The organism is Aeromonas bestiarum, from assembly GCF_000819745.1.
Classification (GTDB): domain Bacteria; phylum Pseudomonadota; class Gammaproteobacteria; order Enterobacterales; family Aeromonadaceae; genus Aeromonas; species Aeromonas bestiarum.
In genome coordinates this window covers 75,290-97,423 of record NZ_CDDA01000041.1, presented here as the reverse complement: position 1 = coordinate 97,423, position 22,134 = coordinate 75,290, and the positions used below count along the sequence as shown (strand labels likewise).

Here is a 22,134-nt window from a genome sequence, read left to right as displayed (position 1 = left end):
GAGAGCGAATGCGGCGAGAAACAGATCGTTTCCACAGACTGCACGGCTGCCCCTTGGGCCTGCCGGTCAACTTTGCTAGGCTGCCTGCCATGCAAAACCGCACACTCAAGGATGCCTGCCGATGTCATCACAACACTTTCAGGGCCGCTTCGAGGTCGAGTTCAAGTACCGGCTGAGCGATGTCGATGCCTTCACCTGCGCCCTCGCCGCCCTCAACCCCGAGGTGATGCTGGAAGACAACCAGGAACAGGACAGCTACTTCGACACGCCAGAACATAGCCTGGCCGCAGAGGGCAAGAGCTTGGTGATCCGCACCATGCAGCCTTCCGGCATCCAGCTCTGGATAGTGAAGGGACCCGAAGCCGATCGCTGCGAGGCCGTCAACATCACGGACGCCGACAAGGCGGCCAGCATGTTGCGCACCCTGGGCTACCGGCAGGTACTGGCCATCAGCAAGCGGCGCAGCATCTACTTTGTCGGCCCCTTCCATGTCACCCGGGATCATCTCGAGGGGATCGGCGATTTTGCCGAGCTGGCCATCATGACCGACGATGAAGCCCTGCTGCCCGATTATCGCCAGCAGTTGCAGGATTTGGCCACACGGCTCGGCCTCTCCTCAGCACAACTCGAAACCCGCTCCTATCGCACCCTGTGCGAGCAGAGCCTCACCCTCAACTCAGAGAAAGTGCCCTCATGATCGACAAACTCGCCTGGCTGACCTTCCAGGATCAGCAACTGCTCTGCGCCCGCTCCCACGGCAAGGCCATCTACTACATCCCCGGTGGCAAACGCGAGGCCGAAGAGAGCGATGAAGCGGCGCTGGTGCGGGAAATCGAGGAGGAGCTGAGCGTGACCCTGCAAGCCGACACCTTGCGCCTTGCCTGCGAATTCAGCGCCCAGGCCGATGGCAAGCCTGAAGGCATACAGGTTCGCTTGCGCTGTTACACCGGCGAGGCCAGCGGTACGCCCGTTGCCTCGGCCGAGATCGCCGAGCTGCGCTGGCTGGACAGCCGCCATCTGGCCGAGATCTCCCCCGTCTCCCGCCTGCTGTTTGCCTGGCTGGCAGAGCAGCGTCTCATCCGCTGAGGCATAGCGCAGAGGTGCAAGCGTGATCCGGCGCAACCAACGGGGGCCTTCGGCTTGAAATCGGCGCCAGAAACGGCGAGGCTAACCCGTCATGCGGCAAAACACGGATTCCTTATCTCTGTTTGCCGCACAGCGGTGCATGCCGCTGTCGTGACCACGTTTGACAAGGACTCTCGATGGACATAGTTGAGGTTGATACCACCCTGGGCATCAAGCCTGCGCTCATCACCCTGCTGCAAGACAGCGTGGCCAGCGGCGCCTCCGTGGGATTTTTGCCGCCACTGACGGAAGAGCAGGGGCTGGGATACTGGCAAGGGATAGAGACGGAGCTGGCGGCAGGCAACCGCCGGCTCTGGGTCGCCTTCGAGCAGCATCAGCTGGTTGGCGCCCTGCAACTGGCGCTCTGTACCAAGGCCAACGGCCGCCACCGGGCCGAGGTGGAGAAACTGATGGTACACAGTCACTCTCGTGGCAAGGGGGTCGGCCGCGCCCTGATGGCGGCCATGGAGCAGGGGGCCAGTGACGCCGGGCGTACCCTGCTGGTGCTCGATACCCGGGTCGGCGACGTGGCATCCAGCCTCTATCGCCAGCTGGGCTATCAGGAGGCAGGCCAGATCCCGGGCTTTGCCCGCAGTGCCGACGGCACCCTGGCGGCTACCCTCTTCTTCTACAAGCAGCTCTGAGTTTCCCCTGCAAAGATGGCCTTGCGCCCGGCTTCCAGAGCGGGCGCAGGCTGGCCATCGGCACCTAGCAGCCTGCATCTCTTTACCCCAGATAAACCATCCAACAGGCGATTTGATTAATTTAATCGAGGGATGAACCCCACTCTCCCTTCACCTGATGGCGGACCAGGCGTATGGTGTGGCAGGAAGACCCGTTTGCATACCAACCGGGTGCCACTCACTGCCTTGAGGAATCCTGCATGCCTATCCTGCCTCGTACCGTCACCTCCCCCAAAAAGTTCATCATCGGCCACGACCTTCTGCCCCAACTCCATGATCATGTGAAAGATTTTGGCGACAACGCCCTGCTCGTCAGCGACGAGTTCATCCTGGAGCGGGTGCGTGAAGAGGCGCTGGCCGGCCTGCTGCAAGCGGGCCTGAAGGGGGCGGTCGAGAAGTTCAACTACGAGTGTACCGACATCGAGATCCGCCGCCTCCTGGATCTCGCCGAACAGCAGGGCGCCAACGTGATCGTCGGGATCGGCGGCGGCAAGACCCTGGACGTGGCCAAGGCGGTTGCCTTCTACCTGCGCCGCCCCGTGGTGCTGTTCCCCACCATAGCCTCCACCGATGCCCCCTGTACCGCGCTGGCGGTCATTTACAATCAGGCGGGCGAGTTCGAGCGCTATCTGTTCCTGCCCCAGAACCCGGACGTGGTGATCGCCGACACCGCCATCATAGCCGCAGCCCCCGCCCGCTTCTTCGCCGCCGGCGTGGGGGATGCGCTGGCCACCTATTTCGAGGCCCGCGCCTGCTATCGGGCCGATGGCATCAATCTGGTGGGCAAGCGCCCCTCCCGCACCGGGCTGGGTCTGGCCCGGCTCTGCTATGAGCTGCTGGGGGAGAACATCGACATGGCGATGGACGCGGTGCGCCATCATGTCACCACACCGGCGCTGGAGCAGATCATCGAGGGCACCATCTACCTGAGCGGGGTCGGCGCCGAGGCCGGTGGTCTGGCGGCGGCCCATGCGGTCAACAACGGCATGTCTGTGGTGCCCGACCTGCACAGGGCCCAGCATGGAGAGAAGGTGGTATTCGGCCTGCTGACCCAGCTGGTGCTGGAGCGCGCCCCCCAGACCGAGCTCGACGAGGTGATGCGCATCATCCATGTCGCCGGTCTGCCCATGACGCTGCAGGAGATGGGGCTGACCCGCTTTGTCGAGAGCGAGTGGCGCAAGGTGGCAGCGCTTGCCTGTGATCCCCTCGACACCATGGGCAACATGCCCATGGCCGTGAACGAGCAGGATGTCTACGGCGCCATGATCGCGGCCAACGCCATGGCAGAGCGCTATCGGGCCCGCCATCCCCACCATTGATCAAGGATAAAACGCACTCTTGATCAACAACGACAAGGCCAGCCGTGCGGCTGGCCTTGTCTATTGCGTCCCGAACTGCTGGAATGCCCCTTCCCCTCTCAGGACAAGGAGTCACCATGATATTGGAAGTCGCTCATCTGCAGGTCATTCCGGGCCAGGCTGCCGCCTTCGAGCAGGCCTTTGGCCAAGCCCAGGCCATCATCAGTGCCATGCCGGGTTACGCCGGGCACCAGTTGCAGCACTCGCTGACCGATCCCCACCGCTATCTGCTGCTGGTCAGCTGGCAGCGGCTCGAAGATCATACCCAAGGCTTTCGCGGATCACCCCAGTACCAGCAGTGGAAGGCGCTGCTGCATCACTTCTACGACCCTTTCCCCACGGTGGAACACTATCAGGCGGTGGCTCAGTGCCAGGGGGCCTGACCAAGACAGGGCGCCGGGCTCTCGTAGCAAACAGCCAGGGCCGGCGGGTCACCATCCATCCCCCGCAGGGCCTGGCACTGACATGGCCAGCTGGCCCAGGCGTGATCACCAGCTGGAATACTCTGATGATCACTACACCCTGCTCGCACAGGGAGGCCGCATCAGGCCAGCCGTTCGGCGCGCGCGCTGATCACGGGCTCGGCAAATGCCCCCTGCGCCGTGATCAGCTGCAACTCGTAAGCCTGCGCCTGCCAGGTGTGCAGCAGCACAGTATCCACAGCCGCATTGGTGCGCTCAAACGCCGTCACGGCATCAAAGCCCGCCTGCAGATTGGCCAGCATCAGGGCACTGATGAGATCCCCCACCCCCACCGGTTGATGGGCAAATTCATAGAGCGGACGGGCGATCAGGTAATCCCCATCAGGGGTAGCCAAGAGCATCTCGAAGCGACCCGGCTCGCGAGCGGCGCGACCCAGATGCTTGACCAGCACCATCTTCACTCCCCGGGCCAGCAACTGATGCGCCGCGGCGCGGGTCTGGACCAGATCCGCCAGGTGGGTATCACACAGTGTTTCCAGCTCCAGCAGGTTGGGGGCCATGATGTCGGCCGCCGGCAACGCCTGCTCGGTGAGAAAACGGGTCACCCCGGGGGCAACTATGCACCCCTTCTCCGGGTGGCCCATGACGGGATCACAGAAATAGATGGCGTCAGGATTGGCCGCCTTGACCGCAGCCACCACGGTCAGGATCTCGTCCCCCTGCTCGGCCGAGCCCAGATAGCCGCTCAGCACGGCATCGCACCGGCCCAGTACTTCTATATCCCCCAGCCCCTTGCACAGGGCGCTGATGTGACCGGCGGGCATCGCCATTCCCTGCCAGCCTGCCGCGTACTGGGTGTGGTTGGAAAACTGCACCGTGTTGACGGGCCACACCTCCATGCCGAGACGGCGCATGGGAAACACGGCGGCGCTGTTACCGGCACAGCCAAACACCACGTGGGACTGGATAGAGAGAATGCGTTTCATCGACATCACCGCAGAGAAGAGTCAGGGGAAAGGCGCAATATATCGGATGAAGATATTGAACTTCCACTTTTGTGCAGCACAAACCCGTATTTGGTCTTAAAAACTGCCGATCTAAGCTCCATTTGCCAGACCTGCCTCTTTAGCCACCATCGCCCCTACTTTCCTGCCTTGCCAGATGTTGATTGGATGAGGAGTCGCGGCACCTGCTTATAAGGTGGTTTCAGCTTCTTGTTTGATGGCATATGAGCACAATAAGGCAGCACATGGTGAGGCCAGTGCTGAAGGGGAAGAAAATGGGATCCCGGTGGGCAATCAGTCGATATCGGCGCCCGCCAGCAAGGCATGGCGGGCGCAAAATGGGAAGAGGGCGAGATCCGCTGGAACCATCAGATCCGCCTTCTGCTCAAGGGCGCGCGAAGTGGTAGACCCAGCCTTCATCCAGCGCCATGTCGGCAGGCGGCTGTACCAGGGTTGGCAGCAGGGAGACCCCCCCTTTGGCAGCGTATTGCAATGCCATCAGGGCGCAGATGGCGGCATCGTAGCGATCCGTGCCCGTCGCCAACTCTGCCGGCAGATGGGGCTGCAGCTCGGCCCTGACTGCAGACGCCTTGCCACCCACCTTGGCCAGGGCGGGATAGACCTCCAGCACGGCGCGTTCGGCCTCTGGCTGCAACCTGGGTACCAGTTGCAAGTCCGCCAGCCGGGGCAGCATGGCGAGCGCCAGGGTGGCGTTGTTGCCGAGCCGATCGAAGGTGGCCGAGAGCGGCTTCTTGCCATATTGCCGGTGCAGCCAGCGCTCGCAGTCGCGATAGGCATAAGGGTTGTCTATCTCCCGCTGGGGCACGACGCACTCGGTTGCCCTCCCCGCCAGCAGATCGCCCAGGGCGCGTGGAAACGCAAGCGGCGCATCGATGCCCAACGCCAGTTGCGGGCAAGCCAGCACCTGCATCAGGTTCATCTCGTCCTGCAACGCCGGGCGCAGCAGGGCATCCAGATCCGGCGCCACCCGCGAACTCAGCCGGAACAGGGGCGACACCCCAAACCAGTGCAGGCGCTGCTCGCGCGCCTGCCAGCCCACCACGGCCACCGCCTGGGCATTGCCCTGCCAGCCTCTCACATCCCAGCCGATGCCGATGGCATCCATGTGTTCCATTGTCATGCCCGTGTCACCTCTGCGCGCTATCAATGGAGCACAGGGTAATGGCTGCGTCCCCTAAAGCAAGGCCGGGAGCGCGCCTTAGAAGGATTTCTTGAAATTGATCAGCGGCAGTATGGGGAAAATGCCGTTCTCGGCGTAGTTGGCAAGGCCTATCTGCAACCCGTCCAGATGCTTGGTGGCGTTGATGAAACCCAGCTGGAAGGTGGTGCGCTCGGCATAGTTGACGAAGCCGACGTTGGCCAGGGCGTTACCCTTGGCGATGTTGACGGCGCCCCAGTTCAGGCCCTGCACATTGTTGGTCAGGTTGACGAAGCCAAGGTTGATCCCCTTGTCCTGTCCCTCGTGCCAGTTGACGGCGTTGATGGCCACCCCGTTGAACTGGTGGCGCACCCGTCCGGCACCGAGGAAGACGCCAAGCTGCAGGCCGCTGAACTGATCCACGTCGGAGAGGGCCAGGATGGGCAGATCTATTCCCTTCACCTGACCGGTGCGGCCATAGAGAAAGGAGGCTCTGGCACCTTCGACCTGATGGGAGGCGGGCAGATTGACGCCGGGCAGCGAGACCTGGATGGGTGTACTGGCATGGGCGACACCACCCAGGGCAAGGGAGCCGCAGGCAAGCAGCAGGTGGGCAGGTTTCATCGGGGCTTTCCTTAACAATCAGGGAGGGAGGCCAGCCTATCAGCACTCGCGTGCGGGAACGAGGCCGGGCAGGCGCTGCTGCGTCATCCCCCGTCTGAATTCATTCGCACAAACTGGACAGACCAGAATTAAAATTTAAGCAAAAATTAACATTTATATTATTTACATCAAGCCTCATTTGGTAACACAATGCCTAAACGTGCGTTTGAACAGAGCAAACGACACGTAACGACTTAAGGATGTAGTCGAACGGATGTAACCGAAGAATGGGCCCATCGGCCTTTTGCAATACCCTTCTGCCAACCACGGAGACACGCGATGAATATGGACGTAATCAAGACCTTTACCGAGCAGATGCAAGGCTTTGCTGCCCCCCTCACCCGTTATAACCAGCTGCTGGCCAGCAACATCGAACAGCTGACCCGGTTGCAGCTGGCCTCCGCCAATGCCTATGCCGAACTGGGATTGAGCCAGTTGCAGGCCGCCGGCAAGGTGCAGGATGCCCAGAGCCTGGCGGCCCTTGGCACAGTGCAGCTGGAGACCGCCAGCCAGCTCTCCCGCCAGATGCTGGATGACATCCAGAAGCTCAATGCGCTGGGTCTGCAGTTCAAGGAAGAGCTGGATACCCTGGCGGCCGACGGCATCAAAAAGAGCACGGGCAAGGCCTGATATCCCCCTGGCTGCCCGCTGCGGGCAGCCACATCTCCCCATGACCCGACACGACAGGCTCGCCCTGTCACGGGTGTGGGTGAAGGAGAGAACATGAGCCAATCATCTTACGGCCCGCTGTTCGAGGCCCTGGCCCACTATAACGACAAGTTGCTGGACATGGCCAAGGCACAGACGGAGCGCACGGCGCAGGCGCTGCTGCAGACCAATCTGGACGATCTGGGCCAGGTACTGGAACAGGGCAGTCAGCAACCCTGGCAACTGATCAACGCCCAGATGAACTGGTGGCAGGATCAGCTCAAGCTGATGCAGCACACCCTGCTCAAAAGCGCAGGTCAGGAGAGCGAGCCGGTGATCACGCCGGAACGCAGCGATCGCCGCTTCAAGGACGACGCCTGGCGCGATCAGCCCCTTTATGACTACCTCAAGCAATCCTATCTGCTGACCGCCAGACACCTGCTGGCCTCGGTGGATGCGCTGGAAGGGGTGCCCCAGAAGAGCCGGGAACGGCTGCGATTTTTCACCCGCCAATACCTCAATGCCATGGCGCCCAGCAATTTTCTGGCCACCAACCCCGAACTGCTCAGACTCACCCTGGAATCCGATGGCCAAAATCTGGTGCGCGGACTGGCGCTGCTGGCCGAGGATCTGGAACGCAGCGCCGATCAGCTCAACATCCGCCTGACCGACGAGTCCGCCTTCGAACTGGGGCGGGATCTGGCGCTGACGCCGGGCCGGGTGGTGCAGCGCACCGAACTCTACGAGCTTATCCAGTACAGTCCGACCACGGAAACCGTGGCCAGGACGCCGGTGCTGATAGTGCCGCCCTTCATCAACAAGTACTACATCATGGACATGCGGCCCCAGAACTCCCTGGTCGCCTGGCTGGTCACCCAGGGCCAGACGGTCTTCATGATCTCCTGGCGCAACCCGGGTGTGGAGCAGGCCGATATCGATCTCGACGACTACGTGGTCGATGGGGTGATCGCCGCGCTGGACGGCGTGGAAGCGGCCACCGGTGAACGCGAAGTGCACGGCATAGGTTACTGCATCGGCGGTACAGCCCTCTCCTTGGCCATGGGCTGGCTGGCGGCGCGGCGCCAGAAGCAGCGGGTACGCTCCGCCACCCTGTTCACCACACTGCTCGATTTCTCCCAGCCGGGGGAGCTCGGCATCTTCATCCACGAGCCCATCATAGCGGCGCTGGAGGCCCAGAATGAGGCCAAGGGCATCATGGACGGGCGCCAGCTGGCGGTCTCCTTCAGCCTGCTGCGGGAAAACAACCTCTACTGGAATTACTACATCGACAGCTACCTCAAGGGCCAGAGCCCGGTGGCGTTCGATCTGCTGCACTGGAACAGCGACAGCACCAACGTGGCCGGCAAGACCCACAACAGCCTGCTGCGTCGCCTCTATCTGGAGAACCAGCTGGTGAAGGGGGAGCTCAAGATCCGCCAGACCCGCATCGATCTCTCCAAGGTGAAGACGCCGGTGCTGCTGGTCTCGGCCATGGACGATCACATCGCCCTTTGGCAGGGCACCTGGCAGGGCATGAAGCTGTTCGGTGGCGAGCAGCGCTTCATTCTGGCCGAATCGGGTCACATCGCCGGCATCATCAACCCGCCAGCGGCCAACAAGTACGGCTTCTGGCACAGTGATGCGAGCAGTGACACGCCAGCCGCCTGGCTCGAGCAGGCCACCCATCAGAGCGGCTCCTGGTGGCCCGAGATGGCAGCCTTCATCCAGGCGCGAGAGGAAGAGGCCACGCCCGTGCCCGCCCGCATCCCGAGCGAGGGACTGGAGGCGGCCCCCGGCGGCTACGTCAAGGTGCGGCTCAACCCTGTCTTTGCCAAGACCACGGAGGAGGAGCCCGCATGAGCAGACTCCCCTTTGAGATTGGGCAAAAGGCCAGCCTGACCAAGCGGTTCGGTGCGGCCGAAGTCGAGGCCTTCGCCGGCTTGTCGGAGGATTTCAATCCCCTGCACCTGGACCCGGCCTTTGCCGCCACCACGCCGTTCGATCGACCCATAGTGCACGGCATGTTGCTGGCCAGCCTCTTCTCGGGGCTGCTGGGCCAGCAGTTGCCCGGCAAGGGCGCCGTCTACCTGGGGCAGAGCCTCGCCTTCAAGCAGCCGGTGTTTGTGGGGGATGAGGTGACAGCCGAGGTGGAGATCATCGCCCTGCGCAGCGACAAGCCCATCATCACCCTGGCCACCCGCATAGTGACGGCGGCCGGGGCCCTCGCCGTGACTGGCGAGGCTGTGGTGAAAGTTGGCTAAGCGCTGATCACCGACCCTCCTTCAGCCCGGCCCCGCCGGGCTGACTTTTATGGTGCAACCTCATGTTCCACCGAGATGACGGCTGCAGTTGCTGGCCTTGAGCCCTGCCTGCACATCCGGAAAGAGGTCCAGACGCTCAGTTGCGACCACAATTGCCCGCAGACAGGCTCCCTTGCTCTTTCATTGACGGCCCGAACTGCCTAGAATAACCGCCCTGCTGTTTCAGCCATTCATCCATCTAGAGGATTTCCCATGGAGACGTTTCTGCTCGAAGGCCACCCCTTCGTTGCCTTGTGTGACCTTATCAAGCATCAGGGTTGGGCCGATTGTGGCGGCGCGGCCAAGGCCCTCGTCGCCGACGGTCTGGTGGAAGTGGACGGTCAGGTCGAGACCCGCAAGCGCTGCAAGATAGTCGCCGAGCAGGTGGTCAACTTCAACGGCATGAAGGTGGTGGTGAAAGAAGGCATCAGCCCGGAGATCCTCTGATCCCGACGCTCTAGCACGCAAGCGCTACCCAGCACAGTGGCCGAGCAAGTGGTCAACTTCAATGGCATGAAGGTGGTGGTGAAAGCGGGTGTGAGCCCGGAGATCCTCTGATCCCTGCTTGAATAAGGGCGCCGACGCGCCCTCTCGCATTCAGCTGGCCTTGATCGACAAGGTCAGCACGAAGCGCGCCATCGCCTCATCCCCGTTCAATGACGGACAGGTGGCCACCACCTGGATGGGGCGATTGATGCGCTGACCGCTCGCCAGCGACTCGTCTATCATGGCGTCGATCTCCTCCCCGGCGGCGCAGTCAAATTGCACGTCCCCCTCGGGCCGTTTCAGAAATTCCCCCTGCACATCCTTGAAGGCGAAGTGCACCTTCTTGCCCCTCGTCCGTCCCTTCTCCATCACCAGCAGACCGCCCACCAGATCGGCGCCGGTGGCCAATGCGCCAAAATACATGCTGCCCAGGTGGTTGCGGGTGCGCCAGCCAAGAGGAATGCGAATGCGCAGCGCCTTGGCGTCCATCCGTTCGATGACGGGGGCACAAAAGCCGATGACGGGAATATAACGCCAGGCAAACAGCCGCAGCGCCAGATTGGCTTTGAAACGTTGCAAGTCCATATGCGAACTGATCCGATGAGTTGATGTAAACAGCATGTTGCCAGCATGGCCGCCATTCGACAAGGACGCTGATCACGCTTCTGCTGCTTGTCGGTGAACACAAAAAGAGAGGGAGCCCTCGGGCTCCCTCTCTTTTTACAACGGGCCTCGCGATCAGGCCCGCTTCTCTTCCAGCCAGGCCCCCTGGCTCTGCATCTCGAACAGCTGGGCGTAGTGCCCTCCCTGCGCCATCAGCTCGCCGTGGGTGCCCCGCTCATTCACCTGGCCACGGGAGAGCAGCAGGATCTCGTCGGCATCGACTATGGTCGAGAGCCGGTGGGCAATGGCAATGGTGGTGCGGCCACGGCGGGCCGCCGAGAGCGCCTGGGAGAGCGCCAGCTCGGTCTGGGAGTCCACGCTGGCGGTGGCCTCATCCAGAATGAGGATGCGCGGATCCCCTACCAGAGCGCGGGCAAAGGAAAGCAGCTGACGTTGACCGGCGGAGAGGTTCTTGCCCCCCTCCTCCATCAGGGTGTTCAGGCCATCCGGCAGGCTCAGCACGAAATCGGCCAGCTGTACTTCGGTCAGCGCCTGCCAGAGGCGCGCCTCGTCGATGCCGTCACGGCCGAGCCGCAGGTTCTCCGCCAAAGTCCCAACGAAGATAAAGGGATCCTGCTGCACCAGGCCTATGCTGCGCCGCACCGCCGAGAGCGACAGACCCTCCATGGGGTGATCATCGAAACGAATGGTGCCCTGATCCAGCGGATAGAAGCCCATCAGCAGGCTGATGATGGTGGACTTGCCACTGCCGGTGTGGCCCACCAGCGCCAGCATCTGGCCGGGGTGCACGGCAAAGCTCACCTCCCGCAGCACCTGTTGCTGGCCATCGTAGGAGAAGCTCACCTTGTCAAAGCTGACCCGCCCCTGCAGGGACTGGCTCTCGCCCTCAGTGCTCTCGCGGGGCTCGTCGAGCAGGGCAAATACCCGCTCCCCGGCCACCATGGCCTGTTGCAACTGGTTGAGCTGGTTGGTCATCTCGATCAGCGGCTCTATCATGCGCCCCAGATAGCTGATGAAGGCGTAGAGCACCCCCACCTGGATGGCGCCACTCGCACTCAAGCCCTCGCGGGCAAACAGGGCGAGCAGGCCTATCAGCACCATCATGTAGAACAAGTCGATGAGGGGGCGCAGCAGAATGCCGTTGATCTTGAGGCTCTTGAGCCGCGCCGACCAGTGCTGCTGGTTCACCTCGGCAAAGGCGTTGGCGAAGTGGCGCTCCTGCACCATGGCCTGGATCACCGGCATCCCCTGCAGCGACTCGTTGAGACGGCTGTTGATCTCGGACAGCAGGCTGCGGGTCGCCCGTACCACGGGCACGCTCAGTTTCTGGTAGAGCCACATCACAGCCGCCACTGCCGGCAACAGGCAGGCGCACACCAGCATCAGCCGCAGATCCAGCAGGGCCATGGAGATGAGGATGCCGCACAGCAGCACCACCTTTTGCACCAGCAGGCCTATCACCTGCACGTAGAGGTTCATGATCGCCTCGGTGTCGTTGGTGATGCGGGAGATGAGCGAGCCCGAGCGATGCTGGTCAAAGTAACGGGCCGGCAACCGGATGGCGGTGGCAAACACCTGCTCGCGCAAGGTCTGCACCACAGCCTGGGCAATGCGGTTGAAGCGCAGGGATTGCAGGTAGAAACCCGCCGCAGAGAGCACCTGCAAACCGAGATACCCGGCCGCGATGGCGGCGATGGCGGGCCACACCAGCTGGCGCGGCGCCAGGTAGTCATCGATGAAGAGCTTGATGAGCAAAGGACCCGCCACTTCGGCACCTGTGGCCAGCAGCAGGCAGATCCCGGCCTGGATCAGCCAGCGCGGGTAACGGGCGCAATAAGCGAGCAGGCGTTTAATCGTTGGATTCACAGACTTGCCTCCAGTGCAGCGCTTTTGCACCCTTCTCCCCTTGCGGGAGAAGGGTTGGGGATGAGGGGAACCACTCGTCTAATCATCACGCTCACAGGCTCTCCTCCACGTCTTGTTCCAGCCGCTGATAGCGAACCATGTCTGCGTACCAGCCGTTGTGAGCCATCAGGGCGCCATGGCGACCCCGCTCGCTGACGCGCCCCTGCTCCAGTACCAGGATCTCGTCGGCCTGCTCCACCGCCGTCATGCGGTGGCTGACCAGGATAAGCGTCCGTCTATGGGTCTTGAGCGCTTGCAGTATTTGCTGCTCGGTATGGGCATCCACCGCCGACAGGGCATCGTCCAGCACCAGGATAGGCCCCTCCAGCAGCAGGGCGCGGGCAATGGCGAGCCGCTGCTTCTGGCCGCCGGAGAGGGTCACCCCCTTCTCCCCCACTTCGGTCTCATAGCCCTTGGGGAAGCGGCTGATATCATCATGCACACAGGCGATGCGCGCCACCTGCTCTATCTCCTCCGAACTGGCGTCTGGCCGGCCTAGGGCTATGTTGGCGGCTATGGTGGTGGAGAACAAAAACGGCTCCTGCGGTACATAGGCAAACTGGCCACGCAGCTCGCCAAGGGCCAGCTGCGCTATGGGCACGGCGCCCATGGAGAGCTCGCCGGCCGTGGGATTGGCGAGGCGCATCAGCAACTTGAGCAAGGAACTTTTGCCCGCCCCCGTGCGACCAACCACCCCCAGCATGCCGCCGCTGTGCAGGGTGAAATCGATATTGCGCAGCAGGGTACGCTGCTCCAGCTGGTAGCTCACCCCCTTGGCCTGAAGCGGGAAGGCGGAGACAAACACCGCCGGCTCAGCCGGTTCTTCGATGTCGCTGCGCTCGGCCAGCAGGCTCTCGATGCGCGAGTAGGCGGCGCTGCCCCGCTCTATGATGTTGAACAGCCAGGCGATGGCAAACATGGGCCAGATGAGCTGGCCCAGATACATGGTGAAACTGGTGAGCTCCCCCAGGGTCAGCTCGTCACGCACCACCAGCACGCTGCCACCGGCAACGGCGAGAAAGTAGGAGCAACCGATACAGAGATAGATGACGGGGTCAAACTTGGCATCGATGCGGGCCACCGCCATGTTGCACGCCCCCGCCTGCCGGGTCAGCTCGGCAAAGCCCTTGTCCTCCAGGGATTCAACCGCATAGGACTTGAGCACTCGCACGCCGGAGAGCGCCTCCTGGGTCTTGTTGTTGAGACGGGAGAAGGCCCCCTGCGCCGCCTTGAACTCCTTGTAGATCTGGGTGCCAAAGCGGTTCATGAAGAACGCCATCACCGGCAGGGGCAGCAGGGAGAGCAGCGTCAGCTGCCAGGAGTACTGGCTGCACATGATGGAGAGCACCAGCACCCCGACTATGATGGAGTCCACCAGGGTCAACACCCCTTCCCCGGCCGTCATCTCCACCGCCTGGATGTCGTTGGTGGCGTGGGCCATCAGATCGCCGGTGCGGTGGCGCTGGTAAAAATCGGGGCTCATGCGGGTGAAGTGGCTGAACAGGCGATTGCGCAGCACATAGGCCAGCCGGTAAGAGGCGCCAAACAGCATGACCCGCCACACGTAGCGCAGCAGATAGATGAGCAGACCCAACACAAACAACCCCGCCAGATAGCCCATCAGGGTGTCGTTGTCGAGAGAGCCTTTGGCAATGCCATCCACCACCCAGCCCACCACCTTGGGCGGGATCACGGTCAACAGGGCCACCATCATCAGCAGCGAGATGGCGACCAGATAACGCCGCCACTGCTCCTTGAAAAACCAGCCCAGCCTTGAGAATACGCTCACGTAGATATCCTTTGTCGCGATCAGCCAGAAGCTGCCGCCCGTCACGGGGAAACGCAATGCAATCGCCCCCAGAAGGGGGCGATACGAGAGGGCCATGATAGCCTGAAGTGGCTGGCTTGAGAATAATTGCTATTTATCCCGTCACAATAAGCGATCATCTCGCTGTGCAAAGGGGCTGTATGGCGTTTCCTGCTGCTCGCCGGTCAGCAAGAAGTGGGACACCTCATCCCTAGTCAGGCTGAATACACGCTGCAATTGCTCCAGATCCGGCTCGGTCAGCTCTTCATTCTGGCGCAGGCGCCACTCCAGATCACCCGCCATGATCTGCAGGCGGGAGGCCGAAATATTGGCCGACACCCCTTTCAGGGTATGCAGCAACCGGCAGGCGATGTCGGGCTGCTGGCGGCGCAGGGCGGAGCGGATCTCCCACAAGTCATCCTTATGCTCGGACATGAACAGCTTGAACAGGATCTGCAGCGCCTCCTTGTCCTGCTCCAGCCGTTTGAGGGCATCCTCCAGATCCAGCACCCCCATCAGATCCGGCGGTTTCACCTCCAGCGGTACCCGGCATTCGCCGCTGGCACTCTTCACCCACTGCAGCAGGTTGTTGTAGAGATCCAGCTTGCTGACCGGCTTGGTGACATAGCCATTCATGCCGACCCCGAGACAACGCTCACGATCACCGGGCATGGCGCTGGCGGTGAGCGCTATGATGGGGACGTCGTGCTTGTCCACCATTTTGCGGATCTGGCGGGTCGCATCCAGGCCGTCGAGCACCGGCATCTGCAAGTCCATCAGGATCACGTCGAATGGCTGCTCGGAAACCCGCTCGACCGCCTCGCGGCCGTTGCCGACCACGGTCACCACGGCATCCACTCGGCGCAGGTATTCGATAATGAGCTGCTGATTGACCCGGTTGTCCTCCGCCAGCAAGACCCGGACGCCTTGCAACAGCTCACGGAAGTGTTGCTGATCCCCCTGGGCTTCGGCCTGGCGGATCTGCTGATCGTGGGAGCTGCCATTGAGCAGCTCGTCCACCTTGGCCAGCAGGGCATTCTCCGTCATGGGTTTGGCCAGGAAGTGGGTCAATCCCATGCTCTCCATGCGCCCGTGCAGCCCCTCCTTGGCCCAGGCGCTGGTCATCAGTATGGGCAGGCGCCGCCACTGGCTGTGCTGGTACATCTCGAGGGCCAGATCCAGGCCATCCTCCTGCCCCATACGCCAGTCCAGAATGGCCAGCCGTATGCTCTGGCCCTCCTCGCGCAACACCTGACGAGCCCGGGAGAGGCTGTTGACCGCCACCACCCTGACACCGGCACGACCGAGAATGTCCTTGGCCAGATCCAGCACAAGTTCATTGTCATCCATCACCAGAATGAGCGGTTGATGCTCGAAGAAGACCCGACGACCGGACACCCCATAGACGGCCTTGGTCATGGGGATCTCGAACTGGAACACTGAGCCGGAGCCCGGCTTGCTCTGCACCGTGATCCGCCCCCCCATCAGCTCGACCAGACGCTGGGAGATGTTGAGACCAAGGCCGGATCCCCCGTATTTTCGGGTGTTGCCCGCCTCCAGCTGGGTGAAGGGCTGGAACAGCTGGGCCTGTTTCTCCTCGGCGATGCCGATCCCGGTATCCCGCACGCTGAAACGCACCCGCATGGGGTGCTGGTTGACCAGGGTGATGGCCACTTCCACCTCGCCCCGCTCGGTAAACTTGATGGCGTTGTTGACCAGATTGACCAGCACCTGACCGAGTCGCAGCGGATCGCCGCGCAGGAAGTCGGGCACGGCCGGTGACTTGTTGATGATGACCTCGACCTGCTTGCGCTCGGCCAGATCGGCAAACATGCCGGCGAGCGAATCTATCTGCTCGCTCAGATCAAAGTCGATCTCTTCCAGGGTCAGCTTGCCGGATTCGACCTTGGTCAGATCCAGAATATCGTTGATAAGCAGCAGCAAGGTATCTGACGAAGACTTGATCTTGCTGAGGTAATCCCGCTGCTGCTGATCCAGCTCGGTCTGCAGCGCCAGCGAACTGAAGCCTATGATGGCGTTCATGGGGGTGCGGATCTCGTGGCTCATGTTGGCCAGAAAATCGCTTTTCGCCTGGGCCAGCAAGCCGGTCTGACGCGACAGCTCGCTCAGTTTCTGGTTGCGACGCCACAGGGTGACTGCCACCAGTGCGAAACAGAGCATGGCGCCCCCCAGCACGATCAGATAGAAACGGCTCTTGAGGGAGGAGGCCTGGTCCATCTTGCTCTGCTTCCAGACCGACAAGCCATCGAGCTCATGCATGTCGATGACTTGGTTGCGCAGCACGTGGTAGTCCACCACCTGGTGGCTGACGTCTTCGCTCAACTGGGCGAGACCGGCCACTTCGGGGTGTGACGGATAGGCCGTCTTGAGCCGTTGTTGCAGTTTTTGCAGCTGCTTCTGCTCGCCCTTGTCCCAGCTGCGCTTGAGGTAGTGGCTGAGTTGCGCCAGCTCGGTCAGGTCGATGGCCAGGGGGGCATCGGCCGGCAGGGTCGCCAGCAAGGCATTGAGCTGTTTTTGAAACGGCTGCTCTATGTACTCGATGGCCATCTCCATGGAGTAGAGTTTGGCCAAGTCCAGCAGGTAGCTGTCGATGTCGTGCAGCAGGGATTGGGAGTGGGGATTCTCAGCGGCGTCGGGGTCATTGCGCACCTGGCGCACGAAGCTGTCGAGGTTGCTCGACAGCTGGTTGAGACGCTGCTGAACATTGCCATCATTGGCCTTCTCCCGCCCCAGCAGATAGACGGTATCCGTGTTGACCCGGTTGAGGATCAACTCCGCCGCCACGCTGAGTTCGGAGGCCTTCTGCTGCTGACTGAGCAGTTGCCAGCAATAACCGGAGAATGCCAGCAGCGATACGATGATCAGGCTCAGGACAACACGATTGACCCGTGTCACATTATTCATCCCGTCTCGATTCTCATGTCATGGCCGTGTATCCGCCGACAGAATGCCGAAACCGGATCACTGGCTGTGAAAGATAACTGACTGCTATGTTACCGTTACTCGGCCCTGTCAGTGCAATAAAGATGTTGCAGGGCTTATGCATACAGGAATCAATTATGTCATTTATCACTACCTATTGTAGTCATTGCTTCACCAGGAACCGCCTGCCTGACGAAAAATTGGATTCAAACGCGAAGTGTGGCCGCTGCAAGGCACAGCTGTTTGGCATCACGCCCGTCACGGGTCACGAGCAACAGTTCGATACCCTGATCCAATCCGACCTTCCGGTCGTGGTCGACTTCTGGGCCAGCTGGTGCGGACCATGCATACAATTTTCACCCATTTTTCAACAAGTTGCCAGTGAGCTTGAACCAAATATTCGCTTTGTCAAAGTCGATACCGAGCAGCAGCAAGCCATCGCGGCCCGCTACGCCATCCGCAGCATCCCCACCCTGATGGTGTTCAAGCAGGGCAAGATGGTGGCGCAGCGCAGCGGCTCCCTGCCCAAGAGCCTGTTCAAGGAGTGGCTGGCCTCCTTCATTCCCCCCGCCAAATGATGCTCAGATGTTTAATTTGTGTTTATTTAATGTTTTTATTTGCCTTGACTCTGTGAGTCCCGGCATGCTTTGACGACTTCCCCCTGTTTCAAACAGGGGGATAAATGTAATCTCGGCAACACAACAACAACCATAAATTAACCGAGAGAACATTATGCACACATCTGCTGTACCCTCCGCTCCCTCACCTCGCTGGCTCGACATCAAATCCGGGATCGTCATCCTGGATGTGCTGCTGCTCTGCGCCATGCTGGCCTGGCTGCCGTTTGATCCCATGGTCAACAAGGGGCTGGGCATTCTGGTCTTCATCGCCATTCTCTGGCTGACCGAAGCCCTGCACGTGACCATCACGGCCCTGCTGGTGCCCCTGCTGGCAACCGTGCTCGGGGTGTTTGACATGAGCAAGTCCCTCACCGACTTTGCCAACCCCATTCTGTTCCTGTTCTTCGGGGGCTTCGCCCTCGCGGCAGCCCTCTCCAAACAGGGGCTGGACACTCTGATGGCGGGCAAGGTGATGCACCTGGCCAACGGCCATCTGGGCTGGGGCGTCATACTGCTGTTCACCATCACGGCCGCCATGTCCATGTGGATCAGCAACACCGCCACCACCGCCATGATGCTGCCCCTGGCCATCGGCATGCTGACGCGGCTCGACAGCCAGAAAGATCGCGCCACTTTCGTGTTCGTGCTGCTGGGGATTGCCTACAGCGCCAGCATTGGCGGCATAGGCACTCTGGTCGGCAGCCCGCCCAACGCAATCGCCGCCGCCCAGATGGGCATTGGCTTCACCGACTGGATGAAATTCGGCATCCCTGTGGTGTTGATCCTGATGCCCTGTGGCATTGCCCTCCTCTATCTGGTCACCCGCCCGCAGCTCAACCACAGGGTCGAGATCCAGGATGTCACCATCAACTGGACTCGTGAACGCAAGGTCACGCTGGCCATCTTCCTGACCACAGTGGTGCTCTGGATTGGCTCGCAGCCCATCTCCAACGCCTTTGGCGGCATACCTCAACTCGATACACTGATCGCCATGGGTGCCATCATCGCCATCGTGGTCAGCCGCGTCGCCAGCTGGGATGACGTCAACCAGAACACCGACTGGGGGGTGCTGATGCTGTTTGGCGGCGGCCTGACCCTGAGCGCCATCCTCAAGGCCACCGGTACCAGCGCCTTCCTGGCCAGCCACCTGTCGGCCGTGCTCTCCCATGCCGACATCTTCATCGTTTTGCTGATGCTGGCGGCCTTCGTGGTATTCCTGACCGAGCTGGTCTCCAATACCGCCACCGCCGCCCTGCTGATCCCGCTGTTTGCCGGGGTGGCCGAGGCGCTGGGGGTCTCCCCTATCGTCATGGCGGTGCTGATCGCCATCGGTGCCTCCTGTGCCTTCATGCTGCCGGTGGCTACCCCGCCCAATGCCATCGTCTTCGCCAGCGGCCATATCCGTCAGCGTGAGATGATGCGGGCCGGGATGGCACTGAACGTCGTGTTCACCGTGCTGCTGGCCGGGCTTGCCTACTTTGTCGGCGACATTCTCTGATCCGCTGACTCGCCCCCAGCAAAAAGCCCTCGCAATGCAAGGGCTTTTTCATATCCAGAGGGGGATCAACCCGCGATGTTGCAGCTCTTGAGGTTCCAGATCCGATCCACGTAGTCCTGGATGGAGCGGTCGGAGTTGAACTTGCCCATGGTGGCCGAGTTGATGATGGCCTTCTTGGCCCAGAGCGCCGGATCCCGATACCAGGTATCGATCAGCTTGTGCGCTTCGGAGTAGGAGGCAAAATCGGCCAGGGTCAGGTAGGGATCGCCCCCTTCCAGCAAGGAACGCTTGATGGAGGAGAGTTCGCCCGGACGACCCGGCGTGAAGTAATCGGTATCGAACCAGTCCAGCACGGCCTTGAGCTCGGAGTTGGCATAGTAGAAGTCATACGGGTTGTAGCCGCGCCCCTTCAATGCCTTCACCTCGTCCACGTTGAGGCCGAAGATGGCGCAGTTTTCGGCACCCGCCTCTTCCGCTATCTCGATGTTGGCCCCATCCAGCGTGCCTATGGTGATGGCGCCGTTCAGTGCCATCTTCATGTTGCCGGTACCGGAGGCTTCGTAGCCGGCGGTGGAGATCTGCTCGGACACATCGGCAGCCGGGATCAGCTTCTCGGCCAGGCTGACGCGGTAGTTCGGCATGAATACCACCTTCAGCTTGCCCTGGATGCGGGCATCGTTGTTGACCCGCTCCGCCAGCTTGTTGATGGCGTAGATGATGTCTTTGGCCAGCTTGTAACCGGGCGCCGCCTTGGAGCCGAAGATGAACACGCGCGGGTGCATGTCATAGTCGGGGTTCGCCAGCAGGCGACGGTAGAGCGCCATGATGTGGATGAGGTTCAGCTGTTGGCGTTTGTACTCGTGCAGACGCTTGATCTGGACGTCAAAGATCGCCTCGGCGCTCACATCGATGCCGGTTTCGGCCTTGATGACCTTGACCAGTTTCTCCTTGTTATGACGCTTGATGGTCATGAACTGCTGCTGGAACGCCTTGTCGTCGGCAAATTTGGTGACGGCGCGCAGCTTGTCGAGCTGCAGCGGCCACTCCTTGCCCACCACTTCGTTGTACAGCTCGGCCAGCTCGGGGTTGCAGGCCAGCAGCCAGCGACGGGGGGTCACGCCGTTGGTGACGTTGCACATCTTCTCTGGCCACAGCTCGGCATACTCGGGGAAGAGATCCTCTTTCACCAGCTTGGAGTGGATCTCGGCCACGCCGTTCACCTTGGAGGAGCCGACCACGCACAGGTTGCCCATGCGCACCTTGCGCACGTCCCCTTCTTCTATGATGGAGAGCTTGGCCTTGATGGCATCGTTGCCTGGCCACTTGGGTTCGACCAGCTCGCTCAGGAAGCGGGCGTTGATCTCGTAGATCACCTCGAGGTGACGGGGCAGCACCTTCTCGAACAGGCTGACGGACCACTTCTCCAGCGCTTCCGGCAGCAGGGTGTGGTTGGTGTAGGAGAAGACCCGATAGCAGATGGCCCAGGCGGCATCCCAGTTCAAGTCTTCTTCATCTACCAGCACCCGCATCAGCTCGGGGATGGCCACGGTCGGGTGGGTATCGTTGAGCTGAATGGCGATCTGGGCGGCAAAGTTGCTGAAATCCGAGCCATGCACCCGCTTGTAGCGACGCATGATGTCCTTGATGGAGCAGGCACAGAAGAAGTACTGCTGGATCAGGCGCAGTTCTTTACCTGCGTCTGTCTCATCGTTCGGATAGAGCACCTTGGAGATGGTCTCGGCCTGGGCTTTCTCGGCCTGGGAGTCGATGTAACCACCGGCGTTGAACACGTCCCAGTCAAAAAACTCGGAGGCGCGGGATTCCCACAGACGCAGTATGTTGACGGTATGACCACCAAAGCCCACCACAGGGATATCCCAAGGCACCCCTTTGATCTTGCGCCCTGCGTGCCATACCTTCTTCAGGCCGCCGTTGTCGCCAAACACGGTTTCCACATAACCGTAGAGCGGGATCTCCTGCACGGATTCCGGACGGCAGATTTCCCAGGGGTTGCCATATTCGCGCCAGGAGTCCGGACGCTCTATCTGACGACCATCCTGGATCTCCTGACGGAACAGGCCGTGCTCGTAATGGATGCCGTAACCGACGGCCGGATAGTTCAGGGTCGCCAGCGAATCGATGAAACAGGCGGCCAGGCGGCCAAGGCCACCGTTGCCGAGCGCCATGTCCGGTTCTTGTTCACACAGGTCGGTCAGTTCCAGACCGAGTTCACCCAACGCCTCTTCACACACTTTGTACAAGGAGAGGTTGTGCAGGTTGTTGGAGGTCAAACGCCCCATCAGGAATTCAGCAGAGAGATAGTGAATCGCACGAGTATCTTTCTTGAAATGAGTCTGCTGAGTGCGGGTCAGGCGCTCGTACACCTGTTCGTTGACGGCGGCTGCGGTCGCTTTCCACCACGCTTCTGGCGAGGCTTTCTGTTCGCTTGTACCCAAGGTAGAACGCAGGTGACGCACGATACTCGCCTTGAGCTGATCTTTATCCAGTTGGAGATCCTGGTCTGTCTTCTTCTTGGTAGCCATAAACCATTTCCTTCGTTACAGAATAATAAAATTGTTATCCCATCAGGGACCGGTGCTGTTGTTATCTCAGAATATGTTCCGGCGTGGGCATACTAGCTAAAGCCGATGGTTGAAAAGTTAACGCAAGTCACACTTTAACGCATAAAAATGACAGTTCAAGCTTGAAAGCCCTTTCCTGAAACTTATTAAGCAAGAACGCTCATTTCATTTAAAATCAGCAACTTAACAAACTCACGCAAATATAAATCCGTGAATAGGTTTTCAATCATTGCCAAGTACTGAAAATCCATGAAAATAACTGAAAATACAGCGCACATTGAAATCGTTTTCAATGTGCGCTGTTCAT

At 60.9% G+C, this 22,134-nt stretch carries 19 protein-coding genes; 11 read left to right on the top strand and 8 right to left on the bottom strand.

The window, feature by feature from the left end; translation table 11 throughout:
- Positions 1-121 precede the first annotated feature (121 nt).
- The 5 genes from cyaB to BN1118_RS20600 all read left to right on the top strand — a co-directional run bounded on the left by cyaB (position 122) and on the right by BN1118_RS20600 (position 3,549).
- Positions 122-697, top strand: coding sequence for a class IV adenylate cyclase (gene cyaB, locus BN1118_RS20620; RefSeq protein WP_043557764.1), 576 nt, complete (start codon positions 122-124; stop codon positions 695-697).
- Entirely contained in the window at positions 694-1,086 is a 393-nt protein-coding gene (locus BN1118_RS20615) for an NUDIX hydrolase (RefSeq protein WP_043557763.1), read from the top strand. Before cyaB ends, BN1118_RS20615 begins: the two co-directional genes overlap by 4 nt.
- A gap of 176 nt (positions 1,087-1,262) precedes the next feature.
- Positions 1,263-1,769 carry a GNAT family N-acetyltransferase gene (locus tag BN1118_RS20610; RefSeq protein WP_043557762.1) on the top strand — a complete coding sequence of 169 codons (507 nt, stop codon included), beginning with the start codon at positions 1,263-1,265 and terminating at the stop codon, positions 1,767-1,769.
- A 239-nt stretch (positions 1,770-2,008) separates the two neighbouring features.
- A complete protein-coding gene (locus tag BN1118_RS20605) occupies positions 2,009-3,127 on the top strand; it encodes a glycerol dehydrogenase (RefSeq protein ID WP_043557761.1) in 1,119 nt (372 codons plus the stop codon).
- A gap of 116 nt (positions 3,128-3,243) precedes the next feature.
- Positions 3,244-3,549: an antibiotic biosynthesis monooxygenase family protein gene (locus BN1118_RS20600; protein WP_043557760.1), complete on the top strand. Its 306-nt coding sequence runs from the start codon at positions 3,244-3,246 to the stop codon at positions 3,547-3,549.
- A gap of 161 nt (positions 3,550-3,710) precedes the next feature.
- Here the strand turns inward: BN1118_RS20600 and pdxY are convergent, their stop codons facing one another.
- The 3 genes from pdxY to BN1118_RS20585 form a co-directional block, all read right to left on the bottom strand.
- On the bottom strand, positions 3,711-4,574 hold the full coding sequence (pdxY, locus tag BN1118_RS20595) for a pyridoxal kinase PdxY (RefSeq protein ID WP_043557759.1): 864 nt from the start codon (positions 4,572-4,574) through the stop codon (positions 3,711-3,713).
- 403 nt (positions 4,575-4,977) lie between these two features.
- Entirely contained in the window at positions 4,978-5,733 is a 756-nt protein-coding gene (locus BN1118_RS20590; RefSeq protein WP_043557758.1) for a DUF429 domain-containing protein, read from the bottom strand.
- 78 nt (positions 5,734-5,811) lie between these two features.
- Entirely contained in the window at positions 5,812-6,375 is a 564-nt protein-coding gene (locus BN1118_RS20585; RefSeq protein ID WP_043557757.1) for a VC2662 family protein, read from the bottom strand.
- 318 nt (positions 6,376-6,693) lie between these two features.
- On the opposite strand from BN1118_RS20585, the gene BN1118_RS20580 reads away from it, so the two are divergent.
- The 4 genes from BN1118_RS20580 (at position 6,694) to ybcJ (ending at position 9,809) form a co-directional block, all read left to right on the top strand.
- The gene (locus BN1118_RS20580) at positions 6,694-7,044 is read left to right on the top strand and encodes a phasin family protein (RefSeq protein ID WP_043139134.1); all 351 of its coding nucleotides are present in this window, start codon (positions 6,694-6,696) and stop codon (positions 7,042-7,044) included.
- A gap of 93 nt (positions 7,045-7,137) precedes the next feature.
- Positions 7,138-8,922 (top strand): class I poly(R)-hydroxyalkanoic acid synthase, encoded by a 1,785-nt coding sequence (locus tag BN1118_RS20575; RefSeq protein WP_043557756.1) that lies wholly within the window; start codon positions 7,138-7,140, stop codon positions 8,920-8,922.
- Entirely contained in the window at positions 8,919-9,323 is a 405-nt protein-coding gene (locus BN1118_RS20570; RefSeq protein ID WP_043557755.1) for a MaoC family dehydratase, read from the top strand. Before BN1118_RS20575 ends, BN1118_RS20570 begins: the two co-directional genes overlap by 4 nt.
- A gap of 252 nt (positions 9,324-9,575) precedes the next feature.
- Positions 9,576-9,809, top strand: coding sequence for a ribosome-associated protein YbcJ (ybcJ, locus tag BN1118_RS20565; protein WP_043557754.1), 234 nt, complete (start codon positions 9,576-9,578; stop codon positions 9,807-9,809).
- A gap of 150 nt (positions 9,810-9,959) precedes the next feature.
- On the opposite strand, the gene BN1118_RS20560 is transcribed toward ybcJ, so the two are convergent.
- From BN1118_RS20560 to BN1118_RS20545, 4 genes are all read right to left on the bottom strand, one after another.
- The gene (locus tag BN1118_RS20560; protein ID WP_043557753.1) at positions 9,960-10,433 is read right to left on the bottom strand and encodes a DUF4442 domain-containing protein; all 474 of its coding nucleotides are present in this window, start codon (positions 10,431-10,433) and stop codon (positions 9,960-9,962) included.
- Between the two features lie 153 nt (positions 10,434-10,586).
- Positions 10,587-12,338: an ABC transporter transmembrane domain-containing protein gene (locus tag BN1118_RS20555; RefSeq protein WP_043557752.1), complete on the bottom strand. Its 1,752-nt coding sequence runs from the start codon at positions 12,336-12,338 to the stop codon at positions 10,587-10,589.
- Positions 12,339-12,429: 91 nt separating this feature from the next.
- The gene (locus tag BN1118_RS20550; protein WP_043557794.1) at positions 12,430-14,166 is read right to left on the bottom strand and encodes an ABC transporter transmembrane domain-containing protein; all 1,737 of its coding nucleotides are present in this window, start codon (positions 14,164-14,166) and stop codon (positions 12,430-12,432) included.
- A gap of 141 nt (positions 14,167-14,307) precedes the next feature.
- Positions 14,308-17,109, bottom strand: a complete 2,802-nt coding sequence (locus tag BN1118_RS20545; RefSeq protein WP_043557751.1) for a response regulator — start codon at positions 17,107-17,109, stop codon at positions 14,308-14,310.
- Positions 17,110-17,264: 155 nt separating this feature from the next.
- Between BN1118_RS20545 and trxC the strand changes: the two genes are divergently transcribed.
- Together trxC and BN1118_RS20535 are read left to right on the top strand one after the other, a co-directional pair.
- On the top strand, positions 17,265-17,705 hold the full coding sequence (gene trxC / locus BN1118_RS20540) for a thioredoxin TrxC (RefSeq protein WP_043557750.1): 441 nt from the start codon (positions 17,265-17,267) through the stop codon (positions 17,703-17,705).
- A gap of 154 nt (positions 17,706-17,859) precedes the next feature.
- A complete protein-coding gene (locus tag BN1118_RS20535) occupies positions 17,860-19,245 on the top strand; it encodes an SLC13 family permease (RefSeq protein ID WP_043557749.1) in 1,386 nt (461 codons plus the stop codon).
- A gap of 65 nt (positions 19,246-19,310) precedes the next feature.
- Here the strand turns inward: BN1118_RS20535 and BN1118_RS20530 are convergent, their stop codons facing one another.
- Positions 19,311-21,788 (bottom strand): glycogen/starch/alpha-glucan phosphorylase, encoded by a 2,478-nt coding sequence (locus BN1118_RS20530; RefSeq protein ID WP_043139112.1) that lies wholly within the window; start codon positions 21,786-21,788, stop codon positions 19,311-19,313.
- Positions 21,789-22,134: the final 346 nt, after the last annotated feature.